Annotated in this window: 16 protein-coding genes; 10 read left to right on the plus strand and 6 right to left on the minus strand. The window is 62.5% G+C overall.

Features of this window, described 5'->3' with window-relative positions:
• On the plus strand, positions 1-245 hold a 245-nt coding region (locus tag C501_RS13175), incomplete at its 5' end, for an integrase core domain-containing protein (protein WP_018134147.1).
• Positions 246-657: 412 nt separating this feature from the next.
• Positions 658-1848, plus strand: a complete 1191-nt coding sequence (locus C501_RS0109980) for an acyl-CoA dehydrogenase family protein (RefSeq protein WP_018135480.1) — start codon at positions 658-660, stop codon at positions 1846-1848.
• Here C501_RS0109980 and C501_RS13180 read toward each other — a convergent pair.
• Complete coding sequence (locus tag C501_RS13180) at positions 1823-2464, minus strand: M23 family metallopeptidase (protein WP_018135481.1); 642 nt, start codon at positions 2462-2464, stop codon at positions 1823-1825. The genes C501_RS0109980 and C501_RS13180 overlap by 26 nt on opposite strands.
• Positions 2465-2864: 400 nt before the next feature.
• On the opposite strand from C501_RS13180, the gene rpsB reads away from it, so the two are divergent.
• The 6 genes from rpsB (at position 2865) to C501_RS0110015 (ending at position 8422) form a co-directional block, all read left to right on the plus strand.
• Positions 2865-3749, plus strand: coding sequence for a 30S ribosomal protein S2 (gene rpsB / locus C501_RS0109990; protein ID WP_018135482.1), 885 nt, complete (start codon positions 2865-2867; stop codon positions 3747-3749).
• 168 nt (positions 3750-3917) lie between these two features.
• A complete protein-coding gene (gene tsf, locus C501_RS0109995) occupies positions 3918-4772 on the plus strand; it encodes a translation elongation factor Ts (protein ID WP_018135483.1) in 855 nt (284 codons plus the stop codon).
• Positions 4773-5029: 257 nt separating this feature from the next.
• Complete coding sequence (gene pyrH, locus C501_RS0110000) at positions 5030-5797, plus strand: UMP kinase (RefSeq protein ID WP_018135484.1); 768 nt, start codon at positions 5030-5032, stop codon at positions 5795-5797.
• A gap of 95 nt (positions 5798-5892) precedes the next feature.
• On the plus strand, positions 5893-6450 hold the full coding sequence (gene frr / locus C501_RS0110005) for a ribosome recycling factor (RefSeq protein WP_018135485.1): 558 nt from the start codon (positions 5893-5895) through the stop codon (positions 6448-6450).
• Entirely contained in the window at positions 6450-7694 is a 1245-nt protein-coding gene (locus C501_RS0110010; protein ID WP_026174811.1) for a phosphatidate cytidylyltransferase, read from the plus strand. The genes frr and C501_RS0110010 overlap by 1 nt, the downstream gene beginning before the upstream one ends.
• Before the next feature lie 131 nt (positions 7695-7825).
• Entirely contained in the window at positions 7826-8422 is a 597-nt protein-coding gene (locus tag C501_RS0110015) for a DivIVA domain-containing protein (RefSeq protein ID WP_018135487.1), read from the plus strand.
• Here the strand turns inward: C501_RS0110015 and C501_RS0110020 are convergent.
• Genes C501_RS0110020 through C501_RS0110035 form a run of 4 tightly spaced genes read right to left on the minus strand, consistent with a single transcriptional unit; the run spans position 8403 to position 12430 of the window.
• Positions 8403-9902, minus strand: coding sequence for a sodium/solute symporter (locus tag C501_RS0110020; RefSeq protein ID WP_018135488.1), 1500 nt, complete (start codon positions 9900-9902; stop codon positions 8403-8405). The genes C501_RS0110015 and C501_RS0110020 overlap by 20 nt on opposite strands.
• Positions 9899-10297 (minus strand): hypothetical protein, encoded by a 399-nt coding sequence (locus tag C501_RS0110025; RefSeq protein ID WP_018135489.1) that lies wholly within the window; start codon positions 10295-10297, stop codon positions 9899-9901. Before C501_RS0110025 ends, C501_RS0110020 begins: the two co-directional genes overlap by 4 nt.
• Entirely contained in the window at positions 10294-11136 is an 843-nt protein-coding gene (locus C501_RS0110030; protein WP_051064530.1) for a LytR/AlgR family response regulator transcription factor, read from the minus strand. Before C501_RS0110030 ends, C501_RS0110025 begins: the two co-directional genes overlap by 4 nt.
• A 52-nt stretch (positions 11137-11188) precedes the next feature.
• Positions 11189-12430, minus strand: a complete 1242-nt coding sequence (locus C501_RS0110035; protein WP_026174814.1) for a histidine kinase — start codon at positions 12428-12430, stop codon at positions 11189-11191.
• A 179-nt stretch (positions 12431-12609) separates the two neighbouring features.
• Here C501_RS0110035 and C501_RS13185 point away from each other — a divergent pair, with 179 nt between their 5' ends.
• On the plus strand, positions 12610-12996 hold the full coding sequence (locus C501_RS13185) for a DUF485 domain-containing protein (RefSeq protein WP_018135492.1): 387 nt from the start codon (positions 12610-12612) through the stop codon (positions 12994-12996).
• A complete protein-coding gene (locus tag C501_RS0110045; RefSeq protein WP_018135493.1) occupies positions 12993-14591 on the plus strand; it encodes a solute symporter family protein in 1599 nt (532 codons plus the stop codon). The genes C501_RS13185 and C501_RS0110045 overlap by 4 nt, the downstream gene beginning before the upstream one ends.
• Before the next feature lie 23 nt (positions 14592-14614).
• Here the strand turns inward: C501_RS0110045 and C501_RS0110050 are convergent, their stop codons facing one another.
• Positions 14615-15091: an Lrp/AsnC family transcriptional regulator gene (locus C501_RS0110050; protein WP_018135494.1), complete on the minus strand. Its 477-nt coding sequence runs from the start codon at positions 15089-15091 to the stop codon at positions 14615-14617.
• Positions 15092-15240: the final 149 nt, after the last annotated feature.

Here is a 15240-nt window from a genome sequence, read left to right on the forward strand (position 1 = left end):
CTGTCGGCGATAGCTACGATAACGCCCTCGCTGAGACGATCAACGGGCTGTATAAAACCGAGCTGATCAAACCGGGCAAGCCCTGGCGAAACCTCGAAGAGATCGAGATCGCGACGGCTGAATGGGTTGATTGGTACAACCACCATCGCCTCTACGAGCACTGCGGAGACATCCCACCGGCAGAACTCGAAGCAGACCCCTACGCTAAAACCACAGCCCAACAACCCGTTGAGCTGACCGTTTGAGAAACCCTCCGGACACACCGGGGCGATTCATGAAGCTCACACGGTTTTCGTTGGGCATCGTCAAAGGAGTGCTGGTAGGAGTGTCTGCAGAACTGTGGGCCGGTGTGTTCATACGAGCATTTGCCGCCAGGCTAACACCAAGGGTCAGCGCCGCTGCCACTCCAACAACAATCGCCCCCACTTCGATTTCTTCACTCTTGTATTTTACCAAGCAGTTCGGCCTGATCTGGATGCCGCTGAGTGCCCCTTGCTGCCAGGGGTTCTTCAGACCCCAGTCGCAGGAACCGTTGGTTCCCGGTGAGGAGACGCATCAGCTTTACGGGCACGAAGCGCGGGGGTAGATTGAGATCATGATGATGTTACTCGCTAGTAACATCGCCCGGAACTCAAGATCAACCCAAGATAAGAGGTCATGATGGCCGCGACGGTCGATGCGAATAACCTTCCTTATGCGGATGGCGATTTCTACGCCTTCGAGCAGTTGCTCAGCGATGCTGAGCGCGAACGGTTGCAAGAGGTGCGGGATTTCCTGGCGAAGGAAGTCAAGCCGATCGCCGCGGATTACTGGAACCGGGCGGAGTTCCCGATGGAGCTCATTCCGAAGATCGCCGAGCTGGACGTGATGAGCCCGGTCCGCAGGCAGGGTCACAGCAATCTTTTCGCGGGGCTCCTGCACGCTGAGTTCACCCGTGCAGACACTTCTTTCGCCACTTTCATGGGCGTCCACGACGGGCTTTTCACCGGCTCGCTCGAGCTGTTGGCCTCCGACGAGCAGAAAGAGCGCTGGCTTCCGGATGTCTATGCGATGAAGAAGATCGGAGCTTTCGGGCTCACCGAGCCCCTGGGTGGCTCGGACGTTGCCGGCGGCACTCGTACGACGGCGACCCGCGATGGCGACCACTGGGTGCTCAACGGTGCCAAGCGCTGGATCGGCAATGCGACGTTCTCCGACTGGGTAGTGATTTACGCCCGGGATGTCGCCGATAACCAGGTGAAGGCCTTCCTCGTGGATACCGCGACGGAGGGTTATCGGGCCAGCAAGATCGAGAATAAGATTTCCCTGCGCTCGGTCCAGAATGCGGATATCACTCTGGAGAACGTGATGGTTCCCGACGAGTTCAAGCTGGCGCATGGAAACAGTTTCAAGGACACGAACCGGGTGCTCAAGGTCACTCGCCTCGCGGTCGCCTGGCAGGCTGTGGGTCAGCAGCTGGCAGCTTTCGACATTGCTCGCCGCTATGCTGTGGAGCGCATGCAGTTCGGCCGCCCGCTGGCCTCTTTCCAGCTGGTTCAAGAGCAGCTCACCCAGATCCTGGGCAACGCTGTCGCGTCAACCGGAATGATGGTTCGGCTCGCCCAGCTCGAAGATGCAGGGCAGGCCAAGGACGAGCAGTCCGCCTTGGCCAAAGCCTTCACCACAGCACGGATGCGCGAATCGGTGGCCATCGGCAGGAGCCTGCTGGGCGGTAACGGCATCGTCACCGACTATGAGATGGCCAAGGTCTTTGCCGATGCGGAAGCGATCTACTCGTATGAAGGCACCTACGAGATCAACGCACTCGTCACGGGCAGGTCGATCACGGGAATCTCCGCGATCGTCTGAGCGGCGGATGCGAAGAGGTCGGGGCGGCTAGCGGTAAGAGCACCGAACGCCTGAGCTCACCGAGCAAGCCGAGAGGGTCGCGGTAATCTCCGTTGTCTCGCACGCCCCAGTGCAAACAGCTCCGCGGCGAGCAGTGCCCGAACTCGCTGATCCCGATATCGGCGATCCGCTCTTCCTCTCGAACGGAGGTGCCTGCGGGAACCGCCGCGGCGACTGGTTCGAAGCTGCTTAATAGACCATCCTGATGCTCAACCGTGATCACTCCCCGATTCACCACCCAGCCGGAGAAGATCACGAGCCCGTTAGCGGGGGAGCGGATGGTGCTGCCTGGTGCCCCGGCTAAATCGACGCCGCGATGCCCTGGCAACCAGGGTTGGGCCGGTTGTTTAAAGCTCTCGAGCACTTCCGGGCGAGGGCGGAGCGGCCAGCTCCAGCCGGCTCGTGACGTAACAGCAGCGCCATCAGCCCGCCCAGAAGTGTCAGAGCCGGAGGAGATCGAGTAGCTGAGGCCAGCCGCGATCTCGCCATAAGTCGGCCAGGCTAACAGTCCGCTCAGCACCATTGCCGTGAGCGCCAGTACCGGCTGTAAGGAGACTGGCGGTAAGGAGAAAGGCATAGAAGCATCTTGCTATCGGGTTGCCCGCAACGGACCCTTTCTGCCCGCCGATGTGGACAGTGCCCGGCTAGTGCCCGGCTGAGCTCCGAAGCGGCGCCGGGAACTGCGCCGTAGCCGAGGTGAACTAGTTCCTCCGAGCAAGGTATGATGATCTCAGCGACATTATGCGCACATTGCAGTAGGAGCATTGCATTACAGAGCACGGCTCCGGTGCAGAGTGGGCTACGTCGACTACGCGCACTCGTCTCCAGGATCGCAATGCCTGACGCGATGCTGGGCCGAGCCCCTTCGGTGTCCTGACCGATTGCTGAATCCGCACGGAGACAGTCGTCAGCAGGGAGTAAGGGCAAGGCCGGGTGCCAGGAATAACCGTAAACTACAGACACTAAGGAGCGTCGGCATGCCCGTCGTCACCATGCGCCAGCTGCTAGACAGCGGCGTTCATTTCGGTCACCAGACCCGTCGTTGGAACCCGAAGATGAAGCGTTTCATCTTTACCGAGCGCAACGGTATCTACATCATCGATCTGCAGCAGTCGCTGTCCTACATCGACCGCGCTTTCGAGTTCATCAAGGCCACCGTAGCCCACGGCGGAACGGTGCTCTTCGTCGGCACCAAGAAGCAGGCGCAGGAAGCCATCGCGGAGCAGGCCACTCGGGTCGGCCAGCCCTACGTCAACCACCGCTGGCTCGGTGGCATGTTGACGAACTTCCAGACCGTCTCCAAGCGGATCCAGCGCATGAAAGAGCTCGAGGAGATCGACTTTGACGATGTCGCTGGCTCCGGCCACACCAAGAAGGAACTGCTTCTACTCAAGCGCGAGCTCACCAAGCTGGAAGGCAACCTCGGCGGTATCCGGAACTTGAACAAGGTTCCCTCGGCGATCTGGATCGTCGACACCAAGAAAGAGCACCTGGCCATCGATGAGGCCAAGAAGCTCAACATCCCTGTTGTGGCGATCCTGGACACCAACTGCGATCCCGATGAGGTCGATTTCCCGATCCCCGGCAATGACGACGCGATCCGCTCCGTCAACCTGCTGACCCGGGTGATCGCTGATGCCGTGGCAGAAGGCCTGATCGCCCGCAACACCAAGTCCTCAGGTGAGGGCGACGGCGCTGCTGCCGAGCCGATGGCCGAATGGGAGCGAGAGCTGCTCGAAGGCTCCGCCGCCGCAACAGAGGAGAACGCTGCCGAGGCTGCCACTGAAGCCGCTGCTGCTGATGCAACTGCTGAAGCCGCTAGCGAAGTCGCCTCGGAAGAAACTCCGGAAAAAGACAGCTGATTCTGGCCGCGGGCCGGCTCCAGTCTGAGTGCTGGAGCCGGCTCCGGTGACTGGGTTCAGGACGAGATATCCGTGGGCCCGCTGCTATGAGACATAACGATCCGACTAACCCGCGATCTCAATTTACGATCTGAATTCACGATCCGAATCCGATAGGAGTTCACTCATATGGCGAACTACACCGCCGCTGATATCAAGGCTCTGCGCGAGCGCACCGGCGCTGGCATGATGGATGTCAAGAAGGCACTGGACGAGGCTAATGGGGATGCCGAGAAAGCCCTCGAGCTGATCCGCATCAAAGGACTCAAGGGTGCTACCAAGCGCGAAGGCCGCTCCACCGCTGAAGGCCTCGTTGCGGCATCGGTGGAGACCGTCGAAACCGGCCAGGTAGGCGTGATGGTCGAGGTCAACTGTGAGACCGACTTCGTTGCCAAATCCGCTCCGTTCATTGAGTTCGCTCAGGATGTGCTCGATGCCGCAGCGGCTTCTGGCGCTGAGGACACCGAGGCCCTGCTGGCTTACGAGGTTGAGGGCAAGCCGCTCTCCGAGCGCGTTGTCGAAGCCGGTGCGCGACTGGGCGAGAAAGTCATGGTACGGCGCCTGGCCCGGGTCACCGGCCCTGTGGTGGATGCTTACCTGCACAAGACCTCCAAGGATCTGCCCGCTCAGGTGGGCGTGCTGTTCGCGGTAGAGGGCGCTGGGGAGTCGGATGCTGTAGCAGCTGCCGCTCACGATGTAGCCGTCCACATCGCGGCGCTTTCGCCGAACTACCTCAGCCGGGACGAGATCCCCTCCGATGTGGTCGACAGCGAGCGTCGCATCGCCGACGAGACCGCCCGGGCCGAGGGTAAGCCGGAGGCCGCTCTGCCGAAGATCATCGAAGGCCGCCTGACCGGCTTCTTCAAGGAGAACGCGCTGCTGGATCAGCCGTTCGCCAAGGATTCCAAGCAGAGCGTCGCCCAGGTTCTTGAAGCCGCAGGCGCTCAGGGCGTTGCCTTCGCTCGGTTCCGCGTTGGAGCCTGAAACGCATCGCGAGTGAATTGACGTTCCAATAGTGGGGCTGGTACCGGATTGGGTACCAGCCCCACTGTCATCTCACCGCAGCGCGCGTTCAGCCGACGGTATTTCCATCGATCTGCGGACGCGCGATACGCTGGCTCAAGCACCTGCTGCGCCGAGGTACGGTAAGCCGCTCCGGTCACCGGGCCGGGGCCCCGGTGTCATTGGGCAAGCAACCTATCGGGTCATCAACAGAGTGCCCGTCAGAGACAGGATCATTGATGGAGCAGAGCCTCACCAACCCCACCGCCTTCGAGACCGCCATACCAGCGGCTTCTGAGACATCCGGTAAGCGCCGGGTGCTGCTCAAGCTCTCCGGCGAGGTCTTCGGCGGCGGGAAGCTGGGCGTCGACCCCGCGACCGTCCGGGGCATCGCCGAGCAGATCGCGGTCACCGTCGGTGAGGTCGAAGTGGCTATCGTCGTCGGCGGCGGGAACTTCTTCCGGGGAGCGGAGCTCAGCCAGTCTGGTATGGACCGCTCCCGGGCCGATTACATGGGCATGCTCGGCACGGTGATGAACTGCCTGGCCCTCCAGGATTTCCTGGAACAGGCCGGCGTGGACACCCGGGTGCAGAGCGCGATCACCATGGGCCAGGTGGCCGAGGCCTATATTCCACGCCGGGCGATCCGCCACCTGGAGAAGGACCGGGTCGTGATCTTCGGCGCTGGCGTGGGCCTGCCTTATTTCTCCACTGACACGGTGGCCGCACAGCGCGCCCTGGAAGTGCATGCGGATATCGTGCTCATGGCCAAGAGCGGCGTCGATGGCGTTTACACCGCTGATCCGCGGAAAGACGCTCAGGCTGTCAAGCTCGATCACCTCAGCTACGATGAGGCGCTGCAGCGCGATATCCGGGTGCTGGATCAGACTGCTTTCAGTCTCTGCAAGGACAACAAGCTCGACATGTTGGTCTTCGGTATGGAGGGCGAAGGCAATGTCACCGGCGCTATCCGGGGTGAGAATCTTGGCACCATGGTGACCCCGTAAGATTGACTTATACGGTGGTTGCCCGATGGTTGTCCGGCAGCTGCTGAGCGATAGCCGACCAGCATAGACTTGCACCGCAGGTTCAGGAGATAAAAGTGATCGAAGAGACCTTGCTCGAGGCCGAAGAGAAGATGGACAAGGCCGTAGAGGTGGCGAAAGAAGATTTCGGTGCGGTACGCACTGGCCGGGCAAACCCAGGGCTGTTCGCAAAAGTCATGGTGGACTATTACGGCACTCCCACCCCCTTGCAGCAGTTGGCTTCTTTCTCCGTTCCGGAGGCCCGGACCCTGATCATCAGCCCTTACGACAAGAGCGCGATGAGCGATATCGAGAAGGCTCTGAGCAACTCGGAGGTGGGGGCGAATCCTTCGAACGACGGGCAGGTCATCCGGATCGTGATGCCCGAGCTCACTGAGGAACGCCGCCGGGATTACGTCAAGATCGTTCGCGGTAAAGCGGAGGAGGCCAAGGTTTCGGTGCGCAGCGTGCGCCGTAAAGCCAAGGAGACCCTGGATCGGTTGGTCAAAGACGGCGAGGTCAGCGAAGACGAAGGCGCTCGCGCCGAAAAAGAACTCGACGGGCAGACCAAAGCGCATACCGAGACCATCGACGAACTGCTCAAGCGTAAAGAAGCAGAGCTGCTCGAAGTCTGATGAATCTCACCCCCGGCTCGGACCCTTCCGCTGCGCAGACCGGGCCAGCTGACACTGCTACTGGCCCGGAGGGCACGTCTATCCCTAGCCGTAGGGCATTACGGGCTGCTGAGCGGGCCGCGGAGCAGCAAGAAGCCCGGCGCGGTTCGCATCGTGCCGTGGTCAGCCCGTCCCAGGCCTCGCCTGAGGGGCGGCGCGTGCCATCGCCCGGCCCATCCACGATTGCCGCTGAGTCGGCACCGGTTCCGGTAAAGACGGTGCTGGCTTCTACAGCGCCGGCAGATATTCCAGTTTCCTATACTGCTGTTTCTGCAGCTGAGGTTTCAGCCCGTCATATGCTCGCCTCCCCGGCGCCGTCCAAAAAGCGGGTGTCCCGGGCTGGGCGCAACCTGCCCGCCGCCATCGGGGTAGGCCTGGGGTTGCTCGCGATAGTACTCGTCGGGTTACTGGTCTATCCGCCGGCGTTCATGCTCATCGTGATCGCGGCTTCGGCTCTGGGCACCTGGGAAGTGCTGCGAGGATTCGCTCAGTACCGCATCACTGTGCCGGTGGCGCCGGTGGCGGTGGCCGTCCTGGGCATGCCGGTAGTGGCGTACTACGTCGGAGCCGAGGGGTTGGTTTTCGCTTTCATGGCCTGCTGCTTGGCTCTCTTCCTCTGGCGTCTGCTGGATGGCCGGCCGGGTGCCGCCCAGGGGGTTATGGCCGGAGTCTTCGTGGTGGCGTGGATTCCTTTTATGATCTGCTTCGTGCTGCTCATGCTGCGCGAGCAAAGCGGGCCCGCAACGTTCTTCTCCTTCAGCTCGGTATGGCCCAGCGAAGGTGCTCTGCGGGTGGTCACGGTGTTGCTCCTGGTGGTCGCGAACGACACCTTCGGGTACCTCATCGGAGTTCTTTTCGGTAAGCACCCCATGGCCCCCAAGGTCAGCCCCAAGAAGTCCTGGGAAGGCTTTGCCGGCTCAGTTGTCGGTGCCATGCTGGTGGGGACGCTCGTGGCGATATTCCTGCTTGATGAACCTTTCTGGTTCGGTATACTGCTCGCGTTCGTCGTCGTCGCCGCCGCGACTGCGGGAGACCTGGCTGAATCCATGGTCAAACGGGAACTGAAGATCAAGGATATGTCCAGCATCCTGCCGGGCCACGGCGGACTAATGGACCGCCTGGATTCCATTCTCTTCGCGGCGCCGGCCTCATATCTGGCTTTCGAGCTCCTGGACCTGCTGCGCCAGGTAGGAGGCATCGGGTAAATCCGCAGCATGTGGCCGGGACTGCCAGCTGAGGCGGGATCCGGCTTAGGATAGATCAAGAAGAAGTGTCCGTCAGCGTGTTCTGGTTCGTTCCAGGCCGAGGCGTACGAGTAATCAGAGAGAATAACCGAGTGACAGATCTGACAGAAACCACCACGCGGCGGTCCCAGGGATCGCCTTTCACCAGGGTGGATCGAAAGACCTACGGGTACAACATCAAGCAGGTGGATCACTTCCTGACGCAGGCCAGGGCTGTCTATACCTCTGGTGACTCGGAGCAGAAGTCGCTCAGCAGTCGGGACGTGCGGGGGACGACCTTTGATGCGGTGCGCGGTGGGTACGATCCGCAGGCCGTCGATGCAGCCCTGGACCGCTTGGAGGATGTCTTCGCTCGCCGCGAGCGGGATCTGTTGATTGCGGAGCGCGGCGAAGAAGCCTGGCTCGCGCAGATCGGCCGTCTTTCCAGTGTGCTTAGGGCGCGTCTGCACCGCCCAGATGGGGATCGGTTTCGGCGGCCGACGAGCAAGAGCGCACGCAGCTATGCCGTCGCTGATGTGGATATGCTCTGCCATGAGCTGCTTGAGTACTTCGAACACGATCAGCCACTCAGCGTTGGCTCCGTGCGCCGCGCCGCATTCGGCGCGGCCAAGGGCGCGGAAGGGTACGAAGAACAGCAGGTAGACGGCTTCCTGGACCGGATCATCGAACTCATGGCCGCGATCGACTGACCGGCTCAGCGCTGGCCTGGTCGGACCTGTGCAAGCCCTCCGGTGTGTGCAACCGGGCCATGATGGCGGATGTTTGTGGGCTGACCCGGTGGCGGCTCAGCCAGGAGACCACGATCATCGTGCCGAAAGCGAACGGCACAGTCAACAGTGCTGGCTGCTCCACCAGATCCGGCAGAGGCGAAGGCAGTAGGGCACCCCAGGGACGCAGGGTGAAAGCCATTGCGCAGAGCCCAGCGCCGGCTGCCATCCCGAAGATCGCGCCGATATCGGTCAACCCGCGCCACCAGATGCCCAGCAGCAGTAAAGGGCAGAGTGTCGAGGCGGTAAAAGCGAAAACCGCGCCGATGCTGCCGGCCAGAGCGAGGGAATCGCTGGAGAGCGCCACCGCCATCGGAACGCTCACGCCGAGAAGCGCTGCCAATCGGAAGCCTCGGATGCTCCCACCGAAGAGATCCTGAGAGACCACGCCGGCGAAAGAAACCACCAGGCCGGAGGAGCTGGAGAGAAAAGCCGCGAAGGCTCCGGCGAGAATCAGCGTTGAAAGCAGCTGACCGGCCGGCCCTGGGAGTACCAGGGCCGGCAGCTCTAAGAGCACGGCGTCAGCTGGTGCTTTCCCGGCCGCTTCCGGCAGAGTGCGGGCGATCACACCGAGCAGGGTGGGGAACAGGTAGAATACGCTGACCAGGACCAGTACGATCAGCGTGGTCCGGCGGGCTGAGCCGCCATCCGGATTGGTGTAGAAGCGCACCAGGACGTGGGGCAGGCCCAGGGTGCCCAGCAATAAACCGATGATGAGAGATACCGTCTGCCAGGGGTTGCCGGAAGGGGCGGCGGAAAGCGCCTGGGCGGTGAGCTGGCTGTAGTCCGGACGCCCGGCGAGGACGATGAGCAGGACAATCGCCGGCACTGCCAGAGCCGTGAATTTGAGCCAGAACTGGAAAGCCTGGACGAAAGTGATGGAGCGCATGCCGCCGGTGATCACCACCGTTCCGACGACCCCCGCCACCAGAAGCGGGCCTATCCAGCCAGGTAACCCGGCGGCAGCGGAAACCGCGAGCGATGCGCCATGGAGCTGCGGCACGATGTAGAGCCAGCAGATCAGGATCACGCAGACTGAAGTGACCCGCCGGACCAACCTGGACTGGAGCCGAAACTCCGCGAAGTCCGGGATCGTATAAGCCCCGGAGCGGCGCAGTGGGGCGGCGACGAAAAGCAGCAGCATCAGATACCCGGCGGTGTAACCCAACGGGAACCAGAGCGCATTGGCCCCGGAGATGAGGATCAGCCCGACGATCCCAAGATAGCTTGCCGCGGAGAGGTACTCACCGCCGATCGCTGAGGCATTCCACCATGGGCTCACGGTGCGAGATGCGACGTAGAAGTCGCTCGTGGTGCGGGAGAACCTTAGCCCGAAGACACCGATCACTACGGTGGCCAGGCACACTGCGAGGATCGTCACCCCGCCCGCGGTGAAGTTCATTTCCCGGAGACCAGATCCCGGAACGTGGCCTCATTGCGTTCTGCTGTGCGCTGGTAGAGCCAGGCCGAGATCCAGGCGAGTGGGTAGAGCCCCGCGCCCAGAACCAGCCAGAGCAAGGGGATTCCACCGAAGCTGATCTGGTTCAGCGCTGGTATGAGCGCGAAGGTCAACGGTACCGCGCAAAGTAGGACGAGGAAGCCGCCACCAACTGTCAGTGCCAGGCGCAGCTGACTGCGGAGCAAGGAGCGCAGCAGCATCCGGCCCAAGGGGCTCTGCTCAGCCAGTTCGGCACTGGCTGGATAGGGGGCGGCAGCAGCTGCTTTGGCCCGTTGCGCGGTGATCCGGCTCCGCCCCGGTGCTGGTTCTGGCAGGTGCTCAGCTGCCGGTTCGGTCATACCTGCCGCGCTCCGCTGAGCCCAGGTCGTTCCTGTTGGGCGCGGGAGACCTGGATAGCCTTGAGTCGTTCTCGCACTGCGGGTAGATATCGCCGGCTCACGGGCAATTCGGCCCCGTCGATCAGCACGGATGCTGCCCCTCGGCCCCAGCGCATCTGGCCGATATGCCGTAAGGAGATCAAAGAGGAACGATGTATACGCAGGAAACCGTGCTCCCGCCACTGCTCCTCCAGCTCGCTCAGCGGGATCCGGACGAGGTAGCTGGCATCCTGTGTATGTAGCCGTGCATAATCGCCTTGGGCCTGCACATAGGAGACATCGGAGCGGCGGATCAGCCGGCTGACGCCGCCTTGTTCCACGGAGATCAGCTCCTCGACGGCACCGGGTGCCGCTCCAGGGCTACCCGGTTTTCCGGCATCGGCGGTGCGCTGTTCGGTGGCTCGGCGCACCGCTTCGCTCAAGCGCTGCAGACGCACCGGCTTGAGCAAATAATCCACCGCAGCGACGTCGAAAGCCTCTAAGGCCCGGTCTTCGTCCGCGGTGACGAAAATGACTGTCGGTTGCCGCTGCCCGCGGCCCGGCGCGCCCTTCTCTTGGGCGCTGAGGAGCCTGGCCAGCTCGATGCCGTTCAGGCCGGGCATATGGATATCGAGAAAAACCGCGTCGATAGCATGCTGCTGCAAGAGATGCAGGGTCTGCGCCGCATTCTGCGCGGTGTGAATCTGGCCGATCCGAGGATCTTTCGCGAGCAGATAGGAGAGTTCGGCCACCGCCGGAGCCTCATCATCAGCCACGGCGACCTGAAGCGGTGCCTGGTTGCTTCCGTCTGCACTGAACATATCTGACAGCATAGCTTCAGCTGTCTGATAACCGAGTCGACAGACACTCAGCTCACTTGATGAGATGCTCAGGTTGATATTTGGGCACCCGCAGAGTGATCAGGGTTCCGGCGCCCGGGCCGGTATCGATGATGAGCCCGTGTTCGTCACCGTAGACCTGACGCAGTCGCGCGTCCACATTCCGCAGCCCGACGTGGTCCCCTTCCGCCTGCCCCGCCAGAACGTCCGCGATCAGTGCCGGATCCATGCCGATGCCGTCGTCTTCGACGGTGATCTGGGCATAGGGCCCCGCGTCATGGGCAGTAACCCTCAGTAGCCCGGGGCTGTTCTTGGCTTCGATCCCATGCCGTACAGCATTTTCCACGAGCGGTTGCAGACTTAGGAAGGGGATCGCAGTGCTGAGTACTTCGGGCCCGATTTCCAGGCTGACGTTAAGGCGCTCGCCGAACCGGGCGCGTTCGAGCAGTAAGTAGCGGTCGATCGATCGCAGCTCCTCGGCGAGCGTGGTGAAGTCTCCATGCTGGCGGAATGAGTATCTGGTGAAGTCCGCGAACTCCACCAGGAGCTCACGCGCCCGTTCGGGGTCGCTGATTACATAGGCGGAGATGGCGTTGAGCGAGTTGTAGATAAAGTGTGGGCTGATCTGGGCTCTCAATGAACGGAGCTCGGCTTCCATGAGCAGGGTGCGGGAATCGGAGAGTTCGGCCAGCAGCAATTGCCCCGCGATCCATTCAGCCGTTTCCTCAACCGCTCTCAGGAAAGCCGCTGAGGGGTGGTTCTTCGTCTCGTCCTGGAATGCTGCGAAGCTGCCGACGATCCTGGCGTCCACTCGGATAGGTGCGATCACTGCGGTCTTGAGTCGGGATGCGGAGGCCTGCTCTCTGCCCTGAAGCCGGAGAACCTGGAGCCGTCCGCTGTCGAGGGTCTTCCGGCAGATCGAGAGCAAGGCCCCGGCGTCGATGCTCTCGGCTCCCGAGCCCCCGGGTTCTTCCCAGGCGAGCACCTGGTCGACATTCGTGATGGCGACCGCCTGGCAGCCCAGCATTGTGCGCAGGTGTTTCGCCGCCCGTGGCGCGCCGGGGGAGCGCAGACCATCACGGAGCTGGCTTCCGGCTAGGGTCGCAGCGTGCAGAGCTCGATAGGCGCCATGCTCGGAGCCGTCACCCAGCTCGCGGTGCGGCCGGGATAGCCGGAAGCCGATGAAGGACCCCGCCCCGATGAACCCTGCCAGGGCGATGACACCCAGGGCGCTGAGCAGCATTGCGGCGAGAGGAGACAGGGGCTCCGATGGCATCTCCGGCATGTTCAACAGCGTAGCGCTGGTCAGGGGCAGCTGCCGCTGGGCGCAGATCCGTCACCGTTCAGCGCTCCATCGTGGCATAGCTATCGCGCTGTCCCTCCGATCGGTCGACAGTGATAGAAGTCACATCGAATCTGGGTGTGTACTGAAGTTTCGAGGTCGAAGGAGACACGATGCCCCAGTCCATTCCGCCAACTCCGGCTCCGGAGGCGGAGCCCGATTTCCTCGCGCTTCAAGGTGATGAGCGTTTCGTGCGGTTGCGCAGGCGGCATCGGCGGTTCGTCTTCTCCCTTTCCGCGGCATTCCTGCTGTGGTACCTCATCTACGTGGTGCTCGCGGACTACGCCCATGAATTCATGTCGATCAAGGTGCTCGGTTCGATCAACCTCGGCCTGGTCCTGGGGCTGCTGCAGTTCGTCACGACCTTCGCCATCACCACGTGGTACGTCAGCTATGCCAATCGCAAGCTCGACCCGATCGGCACGGAGATCCGCGAAGAGATCGAATCCGGTACAGATCCAGCAGCCTCCGCGCAGGCGCAGAACGGAGCCTCAGCATGATCGAGTCGATGCAATCCACCGCCTGGGTCAATATCCTGATCTTCGCCCTCTTCGTCACGGTGACGATGATCATCGTCTTCCGAGCCAGCCGCAACAACCGCACAGCCTCTGATTACTACGCCGCGGGGCGCTCATTCAGCGGGAGCCAGAACGGCACGGCCATCGCGGGGGACTATCTCTCAGCGGCGTCTTTCCTCGGCATCACCGGCGCCATCGCCATCAACGGCTACGACGGCTTCCTCTACTCCATCGGATTCCTGGTCGCCTGGCTCGTCGCCCTGTTGCTGGTCGCGGAGCTGCTGCGCAACACCGGTAAATTCACGATGGCCGATGTGCTCTCCTTCCGGCTGCGGCAGCGCCCGGTGCGGATCGCTGCCGCGATCTCCACGCTCGCCGTGTGCTTCTTCTACCTGCTGGCCCAAATGAACGGTGCGGGCACGCTCGTCTCCCTGCTGCTCGGCATCGGGGATCGGGCCGGGCAGTCCGTGGTGATCGCGGTGGTCGGTTTGCTCATGATTTTCTACGTGCTCATCGGTGGAATGAAGGGCACCACCTGGGTGCAGATCATCAAAGCCGTGCTGCTGATCGCCGGTGCCGGCCTGATGACCATCTGGGTGCTCTCGCTCTACGGCTTCAACCTCTCCGGACTGCTCGACGCCGCGGTGCTCAAAGCAGGGCCCGGCGGTGAGGCGCTGCTCAACCCGGGTAAGCAGTACGGCGCTACCGCGGCGAGTCGCTTGGACTTCATCTCCCTCGGCCTGGCCCTGGTGCTCGGCACCGCGGCGCTACCGCATGTGCTGATGCGCTTCTACACCGTGCCCACGGCGAAAGAAGCCCGCCGCTCGGTGGTCTGGGCGATCTGGCTCATCGGCATCTTCTACCTGTTCACGCTGGTGCTGGGCTACGGTGCGGGTGCGCTGATCGGCCCGGAGGAAATCACCGCCGCCCCCGGCGGGGTGAATTCCGCGGCGCCTCTGCTGGCCTTCGCGCTGGGCGGCCCGGTGCTGTTGGGTCTTATCGCCGCGGTGGCTTTCGCGACCATCCTGGCGGTGGTGGCAGGGTTGACGATCACCGCGGCGGCTTCGTTCTCGCACGATATCTACTCCTCGGTGCTCAAGAAGGGGAAGCCCGCACCCGGTAGCGAGGTCAAAGTCGCCAGGATCACCGTGGTGGTGGTCGGGGTGGTTGCGATCATCGGCGGAATCGGAACCAATGGGCAGAACGTCGCCTTCCTTGTGGCCCTGGCGTTCGCTGTGGCGGCCTCGGCGAATCTGCCGACCATCCTGTATTCGCTGTTCTGGCGGCGCTTCACGACGCAGGGGGCGCTGTGGAGCATCTACGGAGGCCTGGCCTCGGCGATCCTGCTCATCGTGTTCTCGCCGGTGGTCTCCGGCAGTGCTACGGCGATGTTCCCGGATGCCGCGTTCAACTGGTTCCCGCTCTCCAACCCCGGCATCGTCTCGATTCCGGTAGCTTTCCTGCTTGGCTGGCTCGGCACGGTACTGGATCGTGGTTCGGAGGATCCAGTCAAGCAGGCGGAGATGGAAGTGCGCTCGCTGACCGGCCTGGGGGCTGAGAAAGCGACGCCGCACTGAGCGCATTGGTCAGCCGGCTCGGTTCAGGCCGGTTCGGCGCTGCTGCCTTCTAGGAGCGGTTCGATGCGGAACGGAATGAGCTCGTGCATGGCCAGGGAGGTATCGGTCCGTTCCACGCCGGTGCGGGCCAGGATCTTCCCGTTGATGCGGAAGAGATCTTCGGCATCGCGGGAGACGACGCGGGCCAGGAGGTCGGCTTGGCCTGCGAGGCCGTAGGCCTCCAGGACTTCGGGAATGCGGCTCAACTCAGCGGTGACCTCTTGAAGCCGCTGCTGCTGGACGTGGATCGAGATGAAAGCGGTGAGCGGATATCCCAGTGCGACGGGATCGATGCGCTGCCCGAAAGACTTGAAGGCTCCTTTGCGCTCCAGGACCGTCATCCTCGCCTGAACTGTGTTGCGGGATAACCCCAATTCTTGTGCCAGGGCGACGACGGTGGCCCGCGGTTGGCGGGAGAGCGCGGAGAGGATCCGCCGGTCAGTGTTATCCAGAACTGCCATAATGCGCAAGATTAGCACGATGGATTCTGAGAAGTATGAGCACTCTGCTTAGTTTTGAACTGATTGCTTGTGCTTACTGGGTAATGTGAGTATCGTCACGTTTAGCCGGCGAAGATGCCGGAAAGCAGCTTTTCCGGCTGATCCCGGGC

Origin of the sequence: Acaricomes phytoseiuli DSM 14247 (assembly GCF_000376245.1) — a bacterium.
GTDB classification, from domain to species: domain Bacteria; phylum Actinomycetota; class Actinomycetes; order Actinomycetales; family Micrococcaceae; genus Renibacterium; species Renibacterium phytoseiuli.